The following is a 19,948-nucleotide window of genomic DNA, read 5'->3' as shown; positions in this document are numbered from 1 at the left end:
CGGACGATTGCGGCGGGTCCACGCCTGCATGCGACGGGCAAGGAGCTTATTGCGTCTTTTCCTTACCCGACTGGACGTCGAAATAGGTCCGCCGCGAGTTGTCCTCTCCGGCGCCATAGGCATAGCTCGACGAAGGCGTCTGATAGCCCGGCGGCGGCTCGGTCAGAGACTGGCGCGGCGGCTCGCTCGTGAATTGCTTGTTCTCGCCCTTGTTGTTCGAAAACATGTTCCACAGGCCGCCGGTGTAACCGAGCTGGGCCGGGCTCATCGTCGGGTTGCTGATGTTGGCGCCCGGCTGGATCGGATCATTGACGGTTTTGTCGGGGCCGGCCGTCTTGTGGGCGTTCAACTCGGCGGGCGACAGCGGCAGGCCATTTTTCCAGTAGTCCGATACCTTGTTGCCGGCCTTCTTCCGCTCAGCGATGGCTTCCTTGCGGCGCTTCTCGTCGGGATCCTTCGGCCAGTTTGGCGCGTTCTTGGCGTCGGCACTGGCGGGCGGCGGCAGGTCGAGGTTCGGGGGCACCACCAGCGGTGACCGCTCGCGGTAATCGATGCCCTTCTTTTCCATGCCCTTGGCGCCGATGCCGGACATCAGATTGTCGATCAGCTTTTCTTCGAAGGTCATGTCGTCGTCATCGTCGTCACCGTCACCGGCGCGAACCGGCCCTGCCGACATGACGAGACCGATGCCGAGGGCGACGGCCGACAATTTCAGCGCCAGCCAAAGTCCCTGCCGGGAGTCTCGGCCGATCGAACCGCTGGTCTCGGAGCTGCGCATGCCTGTACCTGTTCTAAAATGTGGCAGTCTTGATGAAAGTCGGTCTTGCCGCGTCTCGCGCGACTATCCCCCGCCAAGCAAGGTTCCGCCTCCGGTCCGTATCGGCCGGGATCAGGGCGCTTTTGCGGCGGGTACCCCCAGGAAGGAATCATACAATAGGGCCGCCACCCCGGCAACGATGGCCACGTCTGCCACGTTGAACACGTACCAATTATAGGTATCTCCGCCGATTTCGATGTGGAACAGCGCGAAATCGACCACTGCACCGTAGGCCAGGCGGTCGATGCCATTTCCGATGGCGCCGCCGATGATCAATCCCAGGGCCACGGTGGCGAGCCGGGTCTGCGACCGCGCCATCCAGATCGCGAGCGCAATCACCGCGACGATCTTCACCGCCATCAGCGCGAGCTGGGCAGCCTGACCGTCGTTCTGGAGCCAGCCGAAGCTGATCCCGATGTTCCAGGCCAGCACCAGGTCGAAGAACGGCATCACCTTCACCACGCCGCGACGGGCGAGGTCGAATCCGTTCAGCAGCCAGAGCTTGGAGGCCTGGTCGGCCACCAGCGTGACCACGGCCGCGAGGATGCCGGCGCGGAGTGGGGTCATGGCCGGGGATCAGACGCTCACGCCCAACGCCCTCCATTCGCGCAGCGCCTTGGCGTCGCGCGGGGTGACGTCGGGATATTCAGGGTCTTCGCCCACGGTCGGCGAGATCTTCCAGGACCGGGCGCATTTGGTGCCGACGGCCTTCTCCACCACGACCGCGACACCGGGCACGGCATCGAGACGGAATGCAGCGGCCGGCGCCTCGCCCTCACGCACCTCGTAGTTCGAGGTGATGCAGATCTCGGCGAGATCGGTGTCGAACAGCGTCGCCAGCATGTCGCGGTCGGCGATATAGATCACCGGCGAGGCCTCGAGCGACGAGCCGATGTTCTTGGCGGCACGTTCGAGCTCCAGCGCGCCGGTGACGACGCGGCGGACGTTGCGGATGGTCTCCCATTTCGCGGCGAGCTTGTCGTCGCGAAGCTTTTCGAGGCCTTCCGGGAATGGCGTCAAATGCACCGACGGTTCGGCATCGGGCTTGTACATGCGCCAAGCTTCTTCCGCCGTGAAGCTCAACACCGGCGCCAGCCATTTCAGGATCGAATTGCACATCAGGTCGATCGTGGTCAGCGCCGCCTTGCGCGCCGGCGAGGACGGCGGATCGCAATAGAGCGTGTCCTTGCGGATGTCGAAATAGAACGCCGAGAGCTCGCTGTTCAGGAAGGCGGACAGCGTTGCGACCACGCTCTTGAAGTCGAACGTCTCGTAGGCCTTGCGGACCAATTCGGCGCGCAGCGCCAGCTCGTGCAGCATCAGCCGCTCGAGCTCGGGCATCTCGGCGGGCACGACTGCGTCGGCCGGCTTGTAGTGATGCAGGGTGCCGAGCATCCAGCGCACGGTGTTGCGCAGCTTGCGATAGGTCTCGACCGTGTTCTTCAGGATTTCGGGGCCGATGCGCTGGTCGTCGGTGTAGTCGCAAGACGCGACCCAGAGCCGGAGGATGTCGGCGCCGGACTCCTTGATGACGGCCTGCGGCTCGATGGTGTTGCCGAGCGACTTTGACATCTTGCGGCCGTCCTCGGCCTGGGTGAAGCCGTGGGTCAGCACGATGTCGTAAGGAGCCCGGCCGCGCGTGCCGCAGCTCTCCAGCAGCGAAGAGTGGAACCAGCCGCGATGCTGGTCCGAGCCTTCGAGATACATCACGGTGTCGGTGCCGCCGTCGACCTTGCGCTTGATGCCGGCAAGGCCGGGGAATTGCACGGGGTCTTCGAGCACGAAGGCGTGCGTCGAGCCGGAATCGAACCAGACGTCGAGAATGTCGTCGACCTTCTGCCAATCCTCGTTGGCACGCGATCCAAGGAAGCGCTCGCGCGCGCCCGTCGCGTACCAGGCGTCGGCACCTTCCTTCTCAAAAGCATCCCCGATGCGGGTGTTGACGGCCTCGTCCTGCAGGATCTCGGCCGAGCCGTCGCCCTTCTCGCGGACGAACACGGCGATCGGCACGCCCCAGGCGCGCTGGCGCGAGATCACCCAGTCGGGGCGGGCTTCGATCATGCCGTTGATGCGGTTCTCGCCCGAGGGCGGCACCCATTGCGTCACCGAGATCGCGTGCAGCGCGCGGGCGCGCAGCGTGTCGCCGGACTTTGTCTTGCCGTCGGTCGCAATGTCCTTGTCCATCGCGATGAACCATTGCGGCGTGTTACGGAAGATCACCGGTTTCTTCGAGCGCCAGGAATGCGGATATTGGTGCTTCAACCGGCCGCGCGCGAGCAGCATGCCCCTCTCGACCAGCGCCTTGATCACAGCCTCGTTGGCGTCGCCCTTCTCTCCCTTGTCGGTGATGACGCGCTTTCCGGCGAAGCCCGGTGCATGATCGGTATAGGCGCCGTTCTCGTCGACGGTGTAGGGGATAGCGCTATTGATGCCGCGGGCATCGAGCTCGCGGGTATTCGCCGTCCAGACGTCGAAGTCTTCACGGCCGTGGCTCGGCGCAGTGTGCACGAAGCCGGTGCCGGTGTCGTCGGTGACGTGGTCGCCGGACAACAGCGGCACGATGAATTCATAGCCGCCGGCGAGCCCCTTGAGCGGATGGGCGCATTCGATCGCGTCCATGGTGTCGCCGGGGACGTCGCGGACCTTCTCATAAGCCGTGACGCGTGCCTGCTTGAAGACTTCTTCAGCAAGCGCATCAGCCAGGATCAGGAGATCGCCGGTCCTGGCCCAATTGTCCGCGGGCGCGTCCGTCACCTTGTAGAGGCCATAGGCGATCTTCGGCGAGAACGAGATGGCGCGGTTGCCGGGCAGCGTCCATGGCGTGGTGGTCCAGATCACGACGCTGGCCGACGCCAGCGCGCCATGGGCGGGCGAGGTGATCGGGAATTTCACCCAGACCATGTCGGACGTGTAGTCCTCGTACTCGACCTCCGCTTCGGCGAGCGCGGTCTTCTCGACCACGCTCCACATTACCGGCTTGGAGCCGCGATAGAGCGTGCCGTTGGCGGCGAACTTCATCAGCTCGCGCGCGATCTGGGCTTCGGCCGGATAGTTCATGGTGGCGTAGGGATGAGCCCAGTCGCCGATCACGCCGAGCCGCTTGAACTCCTCGCGCTGCACGTTGAGCCAGTGCGTGGCGTAGGCGCGGCATTCTCTCCGGAAATCGATCATCGCGGCACTGTCGCGGAAGTCGGGCTTCTGCTTGCCCTTCTTGCGATAGTGCTCCTCCTCGACCTTCCACTCGATCGGCAGGCCGTGACAGTCCCAGCCCGGTACGTAGTTGGAATCGAACCCGAGCATCTGCTGGCTCTTGGTGACGAGATCCTTGAGGATCTTGTTCAACGAGGTGCCGATGTGGATGTTGCCGTTGGCGTAGGGAGGGCCGTCATGCAGCACGAACTTGTCGCGGCCCTTCGCGCTCTCGCGGAGCTTCTCGTAGAGGCCGATCTCGTACCAGCGCTTGAGGATCTCCGGCTCGCGCTGCGGCAGGCCGGCGCGCATCGGGAATTCGGTCTGCGGCAGGAACAGTGTCTTCGAATAGTCTTTGGTTTCAGACTTTTGGGACTTCTGCGGCTTTTCGGACATGAGGCTGACTGGCTCGGAATGGCGCGGGAACGGATGGCGATGCGGAATCGCGGGGGTGAAACGACAAAACCCGGTCTTGCGCCGAGCCGGAGGCTCAGGCGGAAGCCGGGCCGCTAATCCCTATGATGCGCCGCGCAAACATGGGCTCTCCATAGCAGGGGGCCAAGGGAAGCGCAAAAGGGAAGCGCAAAGGTTCGGCGGGCCTGCTTTGGGCCCTCAATCGACGGTCCCGAGCCGCGGAAACGCGTCCGGGGCCGCAGCCAGCATGGCGCGGGCGCGGGCGGAATCGCCGTCCATCTGGTGGATCAGGGCGTCGATATCGTTGAATTTCAGCTCCTCGCGGATGAAACCGACAAAGGCGCAGTCCAGCGCCTGCCCGTAAAGGTCGCCCGTGAAGTCGAACAGGAAGATTTCCAGCAGTGGCGCGCCATTGTCAAAGGTCGGGCGGCGGCCGAAGCTCGCCACTCCATCCAGACGCTCTGGCCCGCGGCCGACCCGCACCGCATAGATGCCGTGCTTCAGGCCGCAATTGGTATCGAGCCGGATGTTGGCGGTGGGATAGCCGAGGTCGCGGCCGCGCTTCTCGCCATGGATGACCTCGCCGGTGACGAACCAGGGCGCGCTCAGCATGGTGGTGGCCTCGTCGAGCTGCCCCTCGGCGAGCGCGATCCGGATCGCACTGGAGGAGACCGGCCGCTCGTCGATATCGACATGCGGCTGCACGTCGACCTCGATGCTCAGCCGGGGCGCCTCGTTGACCAGAAGGCTGGGCGAGCCGACGCGTCCTTTGCCGAAATGGAAGTCGTAGCCGACCGCAATCCCGCTGACCCCGAGGCGCTCGATCAGGTCATGGTGAATGAAATCTTGCGCGCTGGTCCCGGCGCGGGCCTTGTCGAAGGTCATGACCACGGCGCCGGCAAGCCCGGTCCCGGCGAGGAGCCGCAGCTTGGCCCGCTCGTCGGTCAGGCGAAACTGCGGGGTGTTGGGGCTGAAAAACCGGCGCGGATGCGGCTCGAAGGTCAGCGCCAGCGCAGGGCGGCCATGCGCCCGGCCCATTTCTATGGCCGCGGCAATGACGGCCCTGTGGCCGAGATGGACCCCGTCGAAATTGCCCATGGCAACCACCGCCCCCTTCAGGATCGCGGAATCCGGCGTGGTATCGCGGATAACGGTAAATTGCGGGGCCATCAGGGGAATTCTCGAGCCGGCGGGATCGGCCGGGACCGTGGCTTGACCCGCCGGATGAAGTCAAGCGGCAGGGGCAGCCGCATTGAACGTGATTTCACTCCTTCGGGGGCGCCCGCGATTAACGCGCTGTTTAACGCCTGGGTGCTAGTCCTTGAAACGTGGAGCCGCGGGCTACAGCCCGGCAGGTCCGATCGTAATATTTCCTGGGTTTGCGTTGGGGGAGTCGAGATGGCGGTTGATTTGTCGATGTCGGTTCTGGTGGTAGACGACTACAGCACCATGATCCGTATCATCAGGAATCTCCTGAAGCAGCTTGGCTTCGAGAATATCGATGATGCCAGCGACGGTTCGGCGGCGCTGAACAAGATGCGCGGCAAGAAGTACGGGCTCGTGATTTCCGACTGGAACATGGAGCCAATGACAGGTTACGACCTGCTCCGCGAAGTGCGGGCAGATCCCAACCTCGCCACCACGCCCTTCATCATGATCACGGCGGAATCGAAGACCGAGAACGTGATCGCGGCCAAGAAGGCCGGCGTGAACAACTACATCGTCAAGCCGTTCAACGCGGCGACGCTGAAGACCAAGATCGAGGCGGTCTTCCCGGACATGGCGAGCGCGTAAGCGCGCGATCTACGCCATTAACTGAATTTGGAAAGCCCGGGCACTCGTCCCGGGCTTTCTGCGTTGGCGCGTCGTTCCTTCGGAACGACCGGGCTCACCACTTCAATTCGCGCATCAGCGCTTTCGGCGGGTGGCCGAACAATTCCGTCACCGACTTCGGGTCGAGCTGGTCGAGGCCCTCGAATTCCTCGGCATGGATGCCGCGGGTGACGAACAGGCAGTCGATGCCGAATTCGCGCGCGCCGGTCAGATCAGTGCGGACGGAATCGCCGATCGCCAGTACCTTTTTCCGGTCGATTGGGTGGCCCTGGCGTTCGCCGGCGAGTGCCATCGCGCGCTCATAGATCGGCCGGTGCGGCTTGCCGTAGAAGATCACCTCGCCGCCGAGTTCGCGGTACAGCTCGGCGATCGCGCCGGCGCAATAGATCAGCCGGTCGCCGCGCTCGACCACGATGTCGGGGTTGGCGCAGACCAGCGTCAGCTTGCGCTCGCGCGCCTTCAGCATCATGCCGCGATAGTCTTCCGCGGTCTCGGTCTCGTCGTCGTAGAGGCCGGTGCAGACGATGTAGTCGGCCTCTTCCAGCGGCGCGGTCATCGCATCGAGGCCGCGATAGATCGAGTTGTCGCGCTCGGGGCCAAGCCAGAACATTTTTCGCCCCGGATGCTCGGCGACATAGAGTCGCGTCAGATCGCCCGAGGAGACGATCGCGTCATAGGTCTCGTCGGCGACGCCGAGCTTGCGCAATTGCCGTTGCACGGAGTCGGCCGGGCGCGGTGCGTTGGTGATCAGGATCACCGTACCGCCGCGGCTGCGATAGGTGTGCAGCGCCTCGCAGGCCTCGGGGAAGGATTCCAGGCCGTTATGGACCACGCCCCAGATATCGCTGAGCACGACATCGACCCCGCCCACGAGCTCGCGCAGGCTCTGTGCAAAATGCAGCGTGGTCATGATGCGTGCGGCCGATCAGATGCGACGCGCGAGTGCTGCGTTGCCGGTGATGCGCGATGACGGGGCGGCAGGCGCCGCGCCTGGGCTGGATGTACCGGAGCCATTAGTTCCCTGAATGTCCTGCGCCGGGTTCGGCGCGGCTCCGCCGGTAGCAGATGCCCCCTCGGGCCGCAATGGCCGGGGCGGCGCGAACAGAAAGCCCTGGCCGAACCGCACGTCATAGTCGAGCAGGTCGACCACCGCGCGCTCGCCCTCGATCCGCTCCGCGATCAAATCGATGCCGAAGCGGCCGAGCAGGTCGGACAGGTCGGAAGGATGAATGTCCGAGGTCGATGCCTGCCTGGGGTCGAGCAGGAGAGAGGCGGGAACCTTGATGAAGCGCACGCCGCGGTCGGCGAGTTCGCGCGGCTCGATCCTGAGATCCGTGACGTGGTCGATCGAGAAGCGGAAGCCGCGCTGGGCGAGCGCTGCAAGATTCTCGGTTTCAGCCGGGCCGAGGCCGCGGAATGTCGACTGCTTGAACTCCAGTACCAGCGACGGCGCCAGGGCACGGTTGGCTTCGAGGAAATCGAGGCATTGCGCGAAGATGGTGGAGTTGCCGAGCGTTGCGGCCGCGACGTTGCAGAACACGCCAACGTCCTTGTTGCGCACCATCAACCGGCGCAACACCTGGACACAGCGCAGCAACACCATGTTGTCGATGCGTCCGATCAGCCCGGAGGCCTCGGCGATGCTGATGAACTCTTCCGCGGCGATCAGCTGGTCGCGCTCGTCGCGCAGCCGGGTCACGGCTTCGTAGAAGCGGACCTTGCGCTGCGGCAGCGTCACCATCGGCTGGAGGAAGATGTCGATGCGGTTCTCGTCGATAGCGTTGCGCAGCGTCGCCAGCATCTGGGTCGGGTTGCGGCCATTGACCGTCTGGACGGCGTTGGCGGTCTGGGTCTGCACGGCTGGCGGCGTCGGCCGCGGCGGCAAGGGAAGCGGCGGAGGAGCGACCGGCCGCTCCTCGAAGGGTGCAATCAGGTCGATCGGCGCTTCCGGTTCCAGCCTGGCGACAGGAGCGGGGGCCGGCGCCGGCGCATGACCGGCGAGCAGGTCCTCGTGGGTCGACACGGTGGCGGCAAGCTGCCTGACCAGTCCGCCGAGCTCGTTGATCTCGCCGACCACCGACTGGACACGATCGGAATTGGTCGAGTTGGACGAGGCGATGCGGCCCTCGATGGCTGCGAGCCGGCGCCCGAACTCGGCCACCTGGCGGGCGAGGTCGGCGGTGCCGCGCGACAGGTCAGCGATCTGGCCGCCGACGTCGCTGCGGTCGCGCAGCCGCATGGAGACCGCGTTGTAGAGGATCAGGAAAGTCAGCGCGGTCAGCGCCACAATCGCGGATTCGGTTCCGCTAATGCCGGCGACGGCGTAGAGCACGAGCCCGAGCGAGGCCGCGACCAGAACCATGCAGATGGCGATGAAGATCGTCGAAATGCGAATCATGCCGCGCGCTACGCCTCAAGAGCTGACTGCCTCACCCGGGAAAACACGGGCCGCAATTCGCAACCGTCGCGCCTTATGCTCCCCAAGCCGCATGACCTTAACATCATTTGTTGATTCGAGGGGATAGCGGCTGTACGCGCGCGTGGAGGTCGTCAGGATGGCGCGGCGGCGCCGACCGTGTCGGCCGAGACCGCGTCGCGGCTGCCGAGCGGTTTTGGCCGCCCGGTGGTCGTATCGCGCAGGGTTTGCCGTTCGATCTCCGAGTTCAGCTCGGCGCCGAACATGATCACGATCGCCGACATCCACATCCACGTCATCAAGCCGATCGCCGCGCCGAGGGAGCCGTAGGTGGCGCTGTAATTGGCGAACGCCGAGAGATACCAGGACAGCAGGGCCGAGCCGGCAATCCAGAGCAGGGCGGCGGTCACCGCGCCGATGCTCAGCCATTGCCAGCGCGGGGCATCGCGGCTGGGCGCGAAGCGGTAGAGGATAGCGAGCGCCGCCAGCAGGATGACGAGCAGCAGCGGCCAGCGCGCCAGTGCGACGATCAGCTTGCTCTCGGGTGCAAGGCCGAGATGATCGAGCGCCAGCGGGAAGGCCACCACGGCAGCGACCATCAGCAGGAGGGCGACGATCCCGCCGACCGTGAAGGATAGAGAAATCAGGTTCAGCTTGATGAAACTGCGCTTCTCACGTTCTTCATAGGCGACGTTGAGGGCGTCGAAGATGGATTTGACCCCGGCGTTGGCGCTCCAGACCGCCAGCACCAGGCCGAACAGGAAGGTGGCGCCCAGCGCGCTGTTGCCTTTCGACACCACGCGCGCGATCTGGTCCTCGACGATCTGGAACGCGCCCGCAGGCAGCATCGTCGCGAGGGTCTGGAGGTTGTCGCTGATGGTCGAGGGATCGGCGAACAGTCCGTAGGACGAGACAAGTGCGGTCACGGCAGGAAAAATCGCGAGCAGTCCAAAGAACACCACGCCGCCCGCGGTTGCGAGCAGGCGGTCGTCGCCGATGCGCTGATAGGTGCGCCAGAAGATATCTTTCCAGCCTGCCCAGGGGATTTTGAACGGGCTTGTCGAGCGGCGGCCATGGTCGGGCTGTATGGCCGCGCTTGCCGGATTGGTTTCCGGTGAATTCGCCTCGTTATTGCGATGGTCCTGAGGTGGCCCGGATCCGATAACCCCGGAGTCCTGGAAATAGCGCTCAGCGGTAAGCACGACGACCGCCGTCGCCGCTACCACCAGCCAATTGTCGAGTTGCTCGGACCCCCGCACACGCATCTAGGCGTCCAATCCGTTTCCGTGACGCCTGCGACGCGCCGCCGCCACGCCGAGCAGCCCAAGAGCTGCCATCATGACGCCAAGCTGCACCGGGCGGTTGGCGCCAACTGGCCGAACCTTGGCGCCATGGCCCCGTTCGCCGGGCGCGCGCGGTACCAGGGGAATCGTCGTCGCGACTTCTCTTACCGCCTGCTTGACCGTTCCCCGGGGGATGCGCGGGGTGACGATTGCTACGCGCAGGCGGCTGGCGAGCGGAACGATCGGCCTCGTCTTGCGCTTCATCTGAGCCATGGCAACGCCGGCGCAGATCGCGGCCAATACCAAAAGCACGGCTGCAGCGGCACCAAAGCCCCAGAATTGTCCGTAGGTGATGGCGATCCAGCGATATAGCGCGACCAGGCCGACGAAAAATGCGGCGACGACGAACAGGCCCGCCGCCGCGAACAGTCCGCCAGCCACCGCGTAAGATGTCACCTTGCCGGTTGCATGGCTGGTCTGGTCACGCAGATAGGATTGCGCGGCGCGCTTGAGATGGTTGAGCTTCAGCGCCATGCCGGCGCGCAGCAATTCGCCTGATGGCGCGAGCATGCGGACATCCTCCGAGAGCGAGACATTCGCCGGGGGATGAACGTGGCGGATTTTGACTTGTTCCGCCTCGCGCGCTCGATCAGCCGAGATCGGCGGCCGCGATCCAGAACACTTCGCCTTCTGACTCTTCGGTGTCGAGCCAGAGCAGCGGCAGTTCCGCAAAGGCCTCTTCGACCAGTTCGCGGCCGCGGCCGATCTCGCAGAGAAGGCCGCCGTCCGGCGTGAGATGGCCGGGGGCATCGCGCAGGATACGGCGAACCACATCGAGGCCGTCCGCGCCGCCGTCGAAGGCAAGCTTCGGTTCGGCCCGGCATTCCGGCGGCAGCGCCGCCATGCCTTCGGCATCGACGTAAGGTGGGTTGGTGATGATCAGATCGTATTTGTTGTCGCCAAGCGGCGCCAACAAATCGCCGCGATGGAGCGTGATCCGCTCATCCAGCCCATGTTCCCCGACATTGCGCGCGGCGACTTCGACCGCGCCCTTGGAGATGTCGACGGCATCAACTATGGCATTCGGGAAATGATACGCGGCGAGGATCGCGAGGCATCCCGATCCCGTGCAGAGATCGAGCACGCGCTCCACGGCCGTGGGGTCGTCGATCAGCGAACCCGCTTCGCCGTCGCCGCCGAAATGCGAATCCAGCAGCTCGCCGATGAAGGAGCGCGGAACGATGACGCGCTCGTCGACATAGAAGGGCAGGCCGCGCATGTAGATCTTGTTGACGAGATACGCGGTCGGTTTGCGCGTCGTCACCCGCTTATGGATGAGATCGAGCAGTGTCTTGCCTTCCGCTGCGGTGACGCAGGCATGGCCAAAAATCTCGAACTGGTCGGGATGCAGGTGCAGGGCCTCGCAGACCAGGAAGACGGCTTCCGCGACCGGATCGGTCGTGCCATGGGCAAAGGCGAGCCTGGCCTCGGTGAAGCGGCTTACCGCATAGCGGACGAAATCGATCAGGGTGCGCAGCTCGCCGCGGCCAACCTTCGCGAGTTTTGGCGCGGCGCGGCCGCGCACAGGCTTCTTGGATGCTCTTGCCATCAGGATCGGGTCCAGCGTGCGGCGGCCTCGTCGTCCCGGGCGTGGGCCTCGACCCAGCCGGTGCCGGTGGCGCTCTCTTCCTTCTTCCAGAACGGGGCGCTGGTCTTGAGATAATCCATCAGGAACTCGGCCGCCTCGAACGCCGCCCGGCGATGTTGCGAGGCAGTGAGCACCAGCACGATGTTCTGGCCGGGCATGAATCGCCCGACGCGATGGATGACGGTGACGCCGTTGAGCGGCCAGCGCGACACGGCGTCGTCGACGTGGCGCTTGATCTCTTCTTCCGCCATGCCGGGATAATGTTCGAGCGTGAGCGCCGCGATCTTCGAACTGTCCTCGCCGGCGCGACAGATGCCTGAGAAACTGACGACGGCGCCGATGTCGGTGCGGCTCTTGGTCAGAACCGCGATCTCGCGTGCGATGTCGAAATCGTCTTCCTGGATGCGGACGGCGACGAGGCAGGTGGCGACAGAGGAGGTCATGGCCTAGCCGCCGGTCATCGGCGGGAAGAACGCGATCTCGCGGGCGCCCGCGATCGCTGCGTCCGCCTTGACGTGGGCGTGGTCGATCGCGGTGCGGATCACTTTCGGCTTCTCGAACGCATAAGCGTAGGCTTCGCTCTGGCCCGACAGCCAGGCGATCAGATCCTCCACGGTGCGCACCGTCGCGGGCGGTTCGATGGTCTCTTCAGCCTTGCCGACGCGCTCGCGCACCCAGGCGAAATACTTCACCTTCATCCCTCATCCTCCTTGATGAGGTGATGGATGCCGGAGCTGAAGTAATCGTAGCCGGTGTACATGGTCAGGATCGCCGAGGCCCACAGCAGGACAAGGCCGATCAGCGAAACCATGGGAATGACTTCGTCACCGGCCGGACCGGCGAGCAGGAAACCGATGGCGACGAGCTGAACGGTGGTCTTCCATTTGGCGAGCTTGGTGACTGGGACGCTGACGCGGAGGGCCGCGAGATATTCACGCAGGCCCGAGACCAGGATCTCGCGGCACAGGATCACGATGGCCGCCCACAGCGACCAGCCATGGATAATACCGTCGGCGGCCAGCATCAGCAGGCACGAGGCGACCAGCAGCTTGTCGGCGATCGGGTCGAGCATCCGGCCGAATGCCGATTGCTGATTCCAGATCCGCGCGTAATAGCCGTCGAGATAGTCGGTCACCGCGGCGCCGATGAAGATCGCGACCGCGACCCAGCGCAGCCACAGCGGATAGTCCGCGATCGACTGCGCATAGATGCAGCCGACCACGACCGGGATTGCGGCGATCCGGCCGTAGGTCAGGATGTTCGGGAGGGACATCGCGCGGCTGGTCGTCCCTCGTGTCGTGGCGATGTTCATGCGTCCTACCAATACCGCTCAAGCCTGAAGGTCAACCGTCCGTCCCCAATTGGGGTGCGGGATGCGACGACCATATGACTTTAGCTTCCCCTTGGGCCCTTTAGTTCACCCCGGCTGGGGATGGAAATAGTCGAATATCCTGCGGGCGCTTTCGGCGCTTACCCCAGGAACCTTGCCGAGATCGGCGATCGAGGCGCGTTCGATCTCCTTCAGGGTTCCGAAATGGTGCAGCAAGGCACGTTTGCGCGACGGGCCGATGCCCGGAATCTCCTGCAAGCCGGCCTCGCGAATGTCCTTCTTGCGCAGCTTGCGGTGCGACCCGATGACGAAGCGGTGGGCCTCGTCCCGCAGGCGCTGGATGAAGTAGAGCACGGGGTCGCGGGGCTCAAGCTTGATCGCCTCGCGCTCTGGCATGAACAGGGTCTCGCGGCCGGCGTCCCGGTCCGGCCCCTTGGCGACCGACATCAGCGACACCTGGGTCAGGCCGAGATTGGTGAAGATTTCCCGGACCGCGTTGAGCTGGCCGCGGCCGCCGTCGATGATGACAAGGTCGGGCCATTGCGGGAAATCGTCGTCCTTGGCCTTGCTCGCAGCATCTTCGGGCGGGTTGATGAGGCGCTTGAAGCGGCGCTCCAGCACCTCGCGCATCATGCCGTAATCGTCGCCCGGCGTGAGCCCTTCGGACTTGATGTTGAACTTGCGGTACTGGTTTTTGACGAACCCATCCGGGCCGGCGACGATCATGGCGCCGACCGCATTGGTGCCCTGGATGTGGCTGTTGTCGTAGACCTCGATGCGCTTGGGCGGATGCGGCAGGCTCAGTGTCGTGGCCATGGCGTCGAGCAGGCGGCTCTGCGTGGCAGTATCCGCGAGCTTGCGGCCCAGCGCCTCGCGGGCGTTGGTCAACGCGTGGGCGACAAGCTCCTTCTTCTCGCCGCGTTTCGGCGTGGTGACCTCGATCTTGTGGCCGGCCTTGATCGACAGCGCGTTGGCGAGCAGCTCGCTCTCCTCGATCTCGTGCGAGAGCAGGATGACTTTCGGCGGCGGCTTGTCGTCGTAGAACTGGGCCAGGAAAGAGCCCAGCACTTCCTCCGGCGTATAGGTCTTCTCCGCGCGCGGGAAATAGGCGCGGTTGCCCCAGTTCTGTCCGGTGCGGAAGAAGAACACTTCGACGCAGGAGAAGCCGCCCTCCTGGTGGATGGCGAAGACGTCTGCTTCTTCCACAGTGCGCGGATTGATGCCCTGCTGCGACTGGATCGCCGAGAGCGCGGCGAGGCGGTCGCGATAGAGCGCCGCACTCTCGAATTCGAGCTCGCCGGACGCCTTCTCCATCTCACCCGCGAGCTCCTGCTTCACCGCCTGGCTCTTGCCGGACAGGAAGTCGGTCGCCTCGCGCACCAGCGTCGTATAGCCGGGGAAGTCGATCTCGCGGGTGCAGGGGCCGGCGCAGCGTCGGATCTGGTACAGCAGGCAGGGCCGAGAGCGGCTCTCGAAGAAGGAATCCGTGCAGGAGCGGATCAGGAACGCGCGCTGCAAGGCCGTGATGGTGCGGTTGACGGCGCCCGCGGAGGCGAACGGGCCGAAATAGCGTCCGGGCCGGGTCTGCGCGCCGCGATGCTTGAGAATCTGCGGCGCCCAATGGTCCCCGGTGATCAGGATGTAGGGAAACGATTTGTCGTCGCGGAGCTGCACGTTGAAGCGTGGCCGCAGCTGCTTGATAAAGTTGGCTTCCAGCAGCAGCGCCTCGGTCTCGGTGTTGGTCGAGACGATCTCCACGGTCACTGTTGCCGCGATCATGCGCAGGATGCGGGCCGGCAGCGGCGCGCTCTGGCGCGCGTAGTTGGACAGGCGCTTTTTGACGTTCTTGGCCTTGCCGACATAGAGCACATCGGCATTCGCACTCAGCATGCGATAGACGCCGGGCGAGGTCGGCGCGAGCCGAACCGCGCGCTCAATCGCCTCGTGACCGGTCGCCAGCGGCACTTCGCCGATCGCGCCGCTCTCTTCCAGAATATCCGGCAGCCGCGCGTCGTCCTCGTCGTCGCCGCCTGTGGTGGCCGGATCGAGGTCGGGCGGCGCCGTCTCAGGCGATATCTCTTGGGGCGGGGCATCGGCGGTCGCGGCTTGCTGCGATTTGCGCGCGCGTGCGTCGTCCGGATTGTCGGTGGAATCGTGAACCATGGAGCGAATTTAAGCGCTGGGGGAGCTGATTTGAAGTTCCGGCCGTGCCGCACGCACAGGATGGCGGCGCAGCTCCCGGTAACGCTTCCTTAAGTCTGTTAACAGCGCGGTAACGGGTCTTAACAGCCCTTTAACTTAAAACTCTCGATAAATCTTACGCGAAAAGTGGTGGTTCCGTAACCATGCGATCTGGCCTTGCGCGGCGGCGCGGGCATCGCACCCGGTTGCGGCAGTTGCGTTGGAGTGTGTGATGAAGAGGCTCGTTGTGGGCGCAGCCGCGTTGGTTACAGCCGGCTGGACGGCTTCGGCAGGGGCCGCCGATCTCAGTTACGGGCAGCGTGCGCCCTATACGGTCAATCAGCCGCTCAATGGCTATAGCTGGGCAGGCCCTTATCTCGGCGCCAATCTCGGCTATGAATGGGGCTCGGTGAGCAACACGTCCGTGAAGCCGTCCGGATTCGTCGGCGGCGTGCAGGCCGGCTACAATTTCCAGAACGGCCCGTGGGTATTCGGTGTCGAGGGCGACATCCAGGCAGCAGGCGCCGACGACACTTTCGCACCGTGGAAGTTCTCCAATCCCTGGTTCGGGACGCTGCGCGGCCGCGCCGGCTATTCCTTCAGCAACGTGCTGGTCTACGGCACCGCGGGCCTCGCGTTCGGCGAGCTGCGCGCGCAGACCTTCGGCTGGACGGAATCGCACACCACGGCCGGCTGGACCGCCGGCGTTGGCGCGGAGGTCGGCTTCGCTCCGAACTGGAGCGCGAAGCTCGAATATCTCTACATCGATCTGTCGTCGAGCCAGTTCGCAATTACAGGCGTATCAAACGACTATAGCGCCAGCGTTGTTCGCGCAGGCGTGAACTATCACTTCTGATAGCCAAATAAGAAAATACCGGACTACAACCTCCCGGCCGCTTGCGGCCGGGATTTTTTTTGCACCAGGTTTTTTTGAGTCAGGTCCGCTAGGAGACGATCACTAAATTGACCGCCTTCGGCCCCTTCCCCTTCTTGTCCGGTTCGACTTCGAACGTGATACGCTGTCCTTCGGCAAGATCCTTCAGTCCCGCCCGCTCAACAGCGGTGATGTGAACGAAGACATCGCGACCGCCGTCGTCCGGCTTGATAAATCCGTAGCCGCGCTCGCCGTTGAAAAACTTAACCGTTCCCGTATTGGCCATCGGGAAACTCCCCCTCATTGCTCCTCCGTCGCAACGCAGACGCGCGTCGCGACATGACCGGGCATCACGAAGCCCGGGAGAGCTGGCCATCCTTGGGCAGACCCTTCGGTCCGACTGGATCTTTGTTAGGCCTTCACTCCGCCGCAACCATTCGCGGAAGCGGAACGTAAAGCCAGTCACGCAAATAGCATAATACGGTTCTTTGCAGATTGCCTACGGCTACTGCATATTTTTCCCAAGAATGGCGGCGGCTTAGGGCCTAGGTACCTCTAAAGGGCTTAGGTACCTCTAATCGGAATCTGGCAGCGCCGCCCTGACCGAGCGGCATTTCGAGCTCAGGCAGGATCGTCTTGAGCTCGCCTTGCAGCGTGTAGGGCGGATTGACGATCAGCAGTCCGGTCGAGGTCAGTGCCGCGCCATCAAGCTGCGGTGCAACGCTGAATTCGAGCCGCAGACATTTTCCCGGAGTCTTTGCTGCGGCTGCGGTCCGCGCCACCAGTTGCGCCAGCGTGTCGGTCGCGCGCCGACTCTTGGCCGGGTACCAGATTACATAGATACCGGTCGGCCATTTCGCGAACGCGGTGGAGAAGGCTTCGCCCAGTCTTTCGAACTCGTCTTTCGCCTCGAACGGCGGGTCGATCAGCACGAGCCCGCGCCGCTCCTTCGGCGGCACGAACGCCGGCAGCGCAGTCCAACCGTCGAGATCGACCACGCGGGCCTGTTCGTCGCGCCGCAACACGTCGATCAGTGCCTTGCGCGCCTTCGAATCGAGTTCGCAGGCCACGAGCCGGTCCTGTGGCCGCATCAGGCCGCGCGCGATCAGCGGCGAGCCGGGATAGGTCTTGAGCTCGCCCTTCGGATTGAAGGCGCGGACGATGTCGAGATAGGGTTTTGTCAGCGCGATGGTTTCGTTCGAGAAGCGCGCCTGCAGCAGCCGTGCAATCCCGGTCAGCCACTCGCCACTGCGGCGCGCTTCGTCGCTGTCGAGATCATAGAGGCCAGCGCCCGCATGGGTGTCGATGACGCGGAAGGCAGCCGGCTTGTCCTGCAAATAGATCAGGATGCGTGCTAGCACGATGTGCTTGATGACATCGGCGAAGTTGCCGGCGTGAAAGGCGTGGCGGTAGTTCATGAGATAGGACCACGTTGTTCCAGGTGATCCCAACCCCTTGTCATTGCCAGCGCAGCGAAGCAATCCAGAATCTTACCGCGGAGGCAGTCTGGATTGCTTGGCTGCGCTGGCAATGACGGGAACTAACCACCCCTGACCGGCGGCATCGTCAGCTGGTCACGACGGCAGGCGCGGCGGTCGATCTCCTCGCAGGCGCGGAATTGGAGGTCCTTGCTGAGGCAGATCCGGACTTCGGAGAGCCTGGTCCGGTTGCAGGTGACCGAGATAGCTGCGTTGCTTAAACCGGGATTGGCCTTGATGAAGGCTTCCTCCACCTCGTCCGGCGCCACGGTCTTGGCCTGAGACAGGTCGAGATATTCGGCCGGAATCTTGATCGCGGAGCGCGCCTTGCGGATCGTCTCGAAATAATTGCGATCGGTCAGCCCGGAGCAGGTGCCGTGCTTATCCCATTCATTGAAAATCAGGCCCGGCGCCGGCATCAGATCGAGCATCGATGAGACGATGTTGCGGTTCAGCCGCGGCGACGGCCGCTGGCAGTATTCCGGAAAGCCATTCTCGTATTGCGGCCACAACCCGTGCACCACGAAGGAATAGGGCCGTCCCTCGCACTGGATATTCGAGCGCCCGCCACCGCGGCCCCGCTCTGCCGCTTCCTCGCAGAAAGACGGCGACCACGACAGCGACAGTACATAGAAGTCGAATTCGCCGGGAGCATTCTGCCGTTTGTCCTGCGCCTTCGCGCCGCCGGCCAGCGAGATCAGCCCGGCGGCAAGAATCAGGGGGAGGGTCAGCGAGATCACGAGACGGAAGGAATGCAATCTAAAATCAAACATGGCGACGCCCCTCAACTAGACTGTGCAGTCAGTCTAGCAAGCAACAAGAACATTTCAAGAACAAATTTCAGGTGATCGTCGATCGGCCGCGTGATTGGCCCGAATCGGGGCTCCTCGAACTACTGCTTGGCGGCGCGGCAGGCTGGATTGTAGGCCCAATCGCGGTCGAGCCCGACCACGCACCATTCGACCCCCTGGCCGTAGCCGGCGAAGCCGCCATCCTCGATGATCGAAAAGTGCACCTTGCGCACCTTGCCGTCAGTGAGCATGGCCTCGCCGGTGCAGTAGCGGCGCGGAATATTGTCGGATGCCCAGGGCCGGAATGCCGTCTCGTGAACGGCCGCGAAGCCCGTGATCTTCAACGACGAATTCCAGAACGAGCTTTCCTTCTCCCAGAACTGGCTCGCGATCGTCGGCAGTGCCTTGTCGCAATCGGCGACATTGCCGTCATAGCGCGGTCCGCTCAGCCAGAAATTCAGCTCCAGCGGATTGGCAGCCCTGGCCTCGCCGACCGACAGCGCTGCGAACATGAGGCCGAGAACGGCGGCAAAACGAAGCGATTTCCGGGAGGTCGAGGCGCGCATGGGCAATCCAGACAGCATGATCTGTGAGGGTCGGACGGTGCCGCGAAGGACGGGGGAGGTCAAGTGCAGCGCGGCAACACTTGGCCACGAGTTGATCACAACGCCGCAGTTTACAGCCCTTCCGTTCTTTCCACCGCCGCGCCGGCACCGTAAACTGCCCCCAATCAATCGGAGTGACGGGAATGCGAATCATTGCGGCCGCGGGCTTTCTTGCCGGCCTGGTTGTCTCGGGGATGATGGCGAGCCAGTCGGCACGCGCCGACATCCTTCCGGTGCCGCCCTTCAAGGGCAACGACACCGGCGGCATCATCGCCTATTCGATGGCAACGCAGACCGATGCGCGCCAGGTCGCGGTCGATCACTGCGCGCGCTACGGCAAGGTGGTGAAATTCCTCGCGGTGCAGGCCTATGAAGGCGGTTACATCTCGTTTGCCTGCCGCTGGGTGCCCTATGGCGCCGCCGATCGGCCGATCCGCACGCTCTACTGAGGCGTTTCGGAACGCCAAAGGTCACGCCACGACATCTCAGCCGGAGTCTCTCGCATGACGCGCAAGCTTGCTCTGCTCGGATCTGCTGTTTGCTTCATGTTGTCGGCGAGTGGCGCCTTCGCCGACGATCTGCCGGTTCGCAAGGCCGGCCTGTGGGAAATGAAGATGGTCAGGACCGGCTCGGCGATGCCGGAAATGACCATGCAGCACTGCACCGACGAGGCCGTCGACAAGGAGATGAACAACAACATCTCGCCGATGGCCAAGCAGGTCTGCTCCAAGCAGGACATCAAGAAGACGTCGACCGGCTATGTCAGCGATTCCGAGTGCAACGTCGCCGGCATGTCCACGACCTCGCATGCCGAGATCACCGGCGATTTCAATTCGGCCTATACGGTGAAGACGTCGTCGCACGCGCAAGGCGGCGCGGCCGGCACCGCGGGGCGCGACACCACCATGACGCTCGAAGCGAAGTGGATGGGGGCCTGCAAGTCCGACCAGAAGCCCGGCGACATCGTGATGCCCGGCGGTTTCAAGATGAACGTACGCGACGTCGACAAGTTGAAGGCGCTGCTGCCGAAGTAGGCGGGGACGCCGCGCGGCCGGTGCGCTCCCTCGCCCCGTTCTTACGGGGAGAGAG

Annotated in this window: 21 protein-coding genes; 4 read left to right on the top strand and 17 right to left on the bottom strand. The window is 64.1% G+C overall.

Going from position 1 to position 19,948, the window contains the following annotated elements; genetic code table 11:
- Positions 1 to 46: 46 nt before the first annotated feature.
- The 4 genes from ABIA96_RS31175 to ABIA96_RS31160 all read right to left on the bottom strand — a co-directional run bounded on the left by ABIA96_RS31175 (position 47) and on the right by ABIA96_RS31160 (position 5,590).
- Positions 47 to 778 carry a hypothetical protein gene (locus ABIA96_RS31175; protein WP_354140757.1) on the bottom strand — a complete coding sequence of 244 codons (732 nt, stop codon included), beginning with the start codon at positions 776 to 778 and terminating at the stop codon, positions 47 to 49.
- Between the two features lie 111 nt (positions 779 to 889).
- Positions 890 to 1,384: a signal peptidase II gene (gene lspA / locus ABIA96_RS31170; protein ID WP_354140756.1), complete on the bottom strand. Its 495-nt coding sequence runs from the start codon at positions 1,382 to 1,384 to the stop codon at positions 890 to 892.
- Positions 1,385 to 1,393: 9 nt separating this feature from the next.
- Positions 1,394 to 4,402: an isoleucine--tRNA ligase gene (gene ileS, locus ABIA96_RS31165; protein WP_354140755.1), complete on the bottom strand. Its 3,009-nt coding sequence runs from the start codon at positions 4,400 to 4,402 to the stop codon at positions 1,394 to 1,396.
- A 216-nt stretch (positions 4,403 to 4,618) separates the two neighbouring features.
- Positions 4,619 to 5,590, bottom strand: a complete 972-nt coding sequence (locus ABIA96_RS31160) for a bifunctional riboflavin kinase/FAD synthetase (protein ID WP_354140754.1) — start codon at positions 5,588 to 5,590, stop codon at positions 4,619 to 4,621.
- 228 nt (positions 5,591 to 5,818) lie between these two features.
- On the opposite strand from ABIA96_RS31160, the gene ABIA96_RS31155 reads away from it, so the two are divergent.
- Positions 5,819 to 6,214: a response regulator gene (locus ABIA96_RS31155; RefSeq protein ID WP_007596883.1), complete on the top strand. Its 396-nt coding sequence runs from the start codon at positions 5,819 to 5,821 to the stop codon at positions 6,212 to 6,214.
- Between the two features lie 94 nt (positions 6,215 to 6,308).
- Here the strand turns inward: ABIA96_RS31155 and ABIA96_RS31150 are convergent, their stop codons facing one another.
- The 9 genes from ABIA96_RS31150 to uvrC form a co-directional block, all read right to left on the bottom strand.
- A complete protein-coding gene (locus ABIA96_RS31150) occupies positions 6,309 to 7,163 on the bottom strand; it encodes a TIGR01459 family HAD-type hydrolase (protein WP_354140753.1) in 855 nt (284 codons plus the stop codon).
- Between the two features lie 15 nt (positions 7,164 to 7,178).
- Positions 7,179 to 8,651 carry an EAL domain-containing protein gene (locus ABIA96_RS31145; protein ID WP_354140752.1) on the bottom strand — a complete coding sequence of 491 codons (1,473 nt, stop codon included), beginning with the start codon at positions 8,649 to 8,651 and terminating at the stop codon, positions 7,179 to 7,181.
- A 152-nt stretch (positions 8,652 to 8,803) separates the two neighbouring features.
- The gene (locus ABIA96_RS31140) at positions 8,804 to 9,934 is read right to left on the bottom strand and encodes a YihY/virulence factor BrkB family protein (RefSeq protein WP_354140751.1); all 1,131 of its coding nucleotides are present in this window, start codon (positions 9,932 to 9,934) and stop codon (positions 8,804 to 8,806) included.
- The gene (locus ABIA96_RS31135; protein ID WP_354140750.1) at positions 9,935 to 10,522 is read right to left on the bottom strand and encodes a phage holin family protein; all 588 of its coding nucleotides are present in this window, start codon (positions 10,520 to 10,522) and stop codon (positions 9,935 to 9,937) included.
- 79 nt (positions 10,523 to 10,601) lie between these two features.
- On the bottom strand, positions 10,602 to 11,561 hold the full coding sequence (gene prmB, locus ABIA96_RS31130) for a 50S ribosomal protein L3 N(5)-glutamine methyltransferase (RefSeq protein WP_354140749.1): 960 nt from the start codon (positions 11,559 to 11,561) through the stop codon (positions 10,602 to 10,604).
- A complete protein-coding gene (locus ABIA96_RS31125; protein WP_354140748.1) occupies positions 11,561 to 12,043 on the bottom strand; it encodes a molybdenum cofactor biosynthesis protein MoaE in 483 nt (160 codons plus the stop codon). The genes prmB and ABIA96_RS31125 overlap by 1 nt, the downstream gene beginning before the upstream one ends.
- A 3-nt stretch (positions 12,044 to 12,046) precedes the next feature.
- Positions 12,047 to 12,298 (bottom strand): molybdopterin converting factor subunit 1, encoded by a 252-nt coding sequence (gene moaD, locus ABIA96_RS31120; RefSeq protein WP_354140747.1) that lies wholly within the window; start codon positions 12,296 to 12,298, stop codon positions 12,047 to 12,049.
- Complete coding sequence (gene pgsA / locus ABIA96_RS31115; RefSeq protein WP_354140746.1) at positions 12,295 to 12,912, bottom strand: CDP-diacylglycerol--glycerol-3-phosphate 3-phosphatidyltransferase; 618 nt, start codon at positions 12,910 to 12,912, stop codon at positions 12,295 to 12,297. Before pgsA ends, moaD begins: the two co-directional genes overlap by 4 nt.
- Before the next feature lie 105 nt (positions 12,913 to 13,017).
- A complete protein-coding gene (uvrC, locus tag ABIA96_RS31110) occupies positions 13,018 to 15,093 on the bottom strand; it encodes an excinuclease ABC subunit UvrC (protein ID WP_354140745.1) in 2,076 nt (691 codons plus the stop codon).
- 250 nt (positions 15,094 to 15,343) lie between these two features.
- Here uvrC and ABIA96_RS31105 point away from each other — a divergent pair, with 250 nt between their 5' ends.
- On the top strand, positions 15,344 to 15,967 hold the full coding sequence (locus ABIA96_RS31105) for an outer membrane protein (protein ID WP_354140744.1): 624 nt from the start codon (positions 15,344 to 15,346) through the stop codon (positions 15,965 to 15,967).
- Positions 15,968 to 16,055: 88 nt separating this feature from the next.
- Here ABIA96_RS31105 and ABIA96_RS31100 read toward each other — a convergent pair whose 3' ends face one another.
- From ABIA96_RS31100 to ABIA96_RS31085, 4 genes are all read right to left on the bottom strand, one after another.
- A complete protein-coding gene (locus tag ABIA96_RS31100) occupies positions 16,056 to 16,271 on the bottom strand; it encodes a cold-shock protein (RefSeq protein ID WP_200513008.1) in 216 nt (71 codons plus the stop codon).
- 259 nt (positions 16,272 to 16,530) lie between these two features.
- A complete protein-coding gene (locus ABIA96_RS31095) occupies positions 16,531 to 17,403 on the bottom strand; it encodes a 23S rRNA (adenine(2030)-N(6))-methyltransferase RlmJ (RefSeq protein WP_354140743.1) in 873 nt (290 codons plus the stop codon).
- A gap of 122 nt (positions 17,404 to 17,525) precedes the next feature.
- Positions 17,526 to 18,236, bottom strand: coding sequence for a ribonuclease T2 family protein (locus ABIA96_RS31090; RefSeq protein WP_354140742.1), 711 nt, complete (start codon positions 18,234 to 18,236; stop codon positions 17,526 to 17,528).
- A gap of 119 nt (positions 18,237 to 18,355) precedes the next feature.
- Entirely contained in the window at positions 18,356 to 18,820 is a 465-nt protein-coding gene (locus ABIA96_RS31085) for a hypothetical protein (RefSeq protein WP_354140741.1), read from the bottom strand.
- A 182-nt stretch (positions 18,821 to 19,002) separates the two neighbouring features.
- Between ABIA96_RS31085 and ABIA96_RS31080 the strand changes: the two genes are divergently transcribed.
- A complete protein-coding gene (locus tag ABIA96_RS31080) occupies positions 19,003 to 19,308 on the top strand; it encodes a hypothetical protein (protein WP_354140740.1) in 306 nt (101 codons plus the stop codon).
- A 54-nt stretch (positions 19,309 to 19,362) separates the two neighbouring features.
- Positions 19,363 to 19,893, top strand: a complete 531-nt coding sequence (locus tag ABIA96_RS31075) for a DUF3617 domain-containing protein (protein WP_354140739.1) — start codon at positions 19,363 to 19,365, stop codon at positions 19,891 to 19,893.
- The last annotated feature ends 55 nt before the right edge of the window (positions 19,894 to 19,948 follow it).

The organism is Bradyrhizobium sp. LB11.1 (assembly GCF_040549385.1).
In the GTDB taxonomy this organism is placed as follows: Bacteria; Pseudomonadota; Alphaproteobacteria; order Rhizobiales; family Xanthobacteraceae; genus Bradyrhizobium.
The sequence above is the reverse complement of the archived record's forward strand: the minus strand, read 5'-3'. Positions and strand labels throughout refer to the sequence as shown.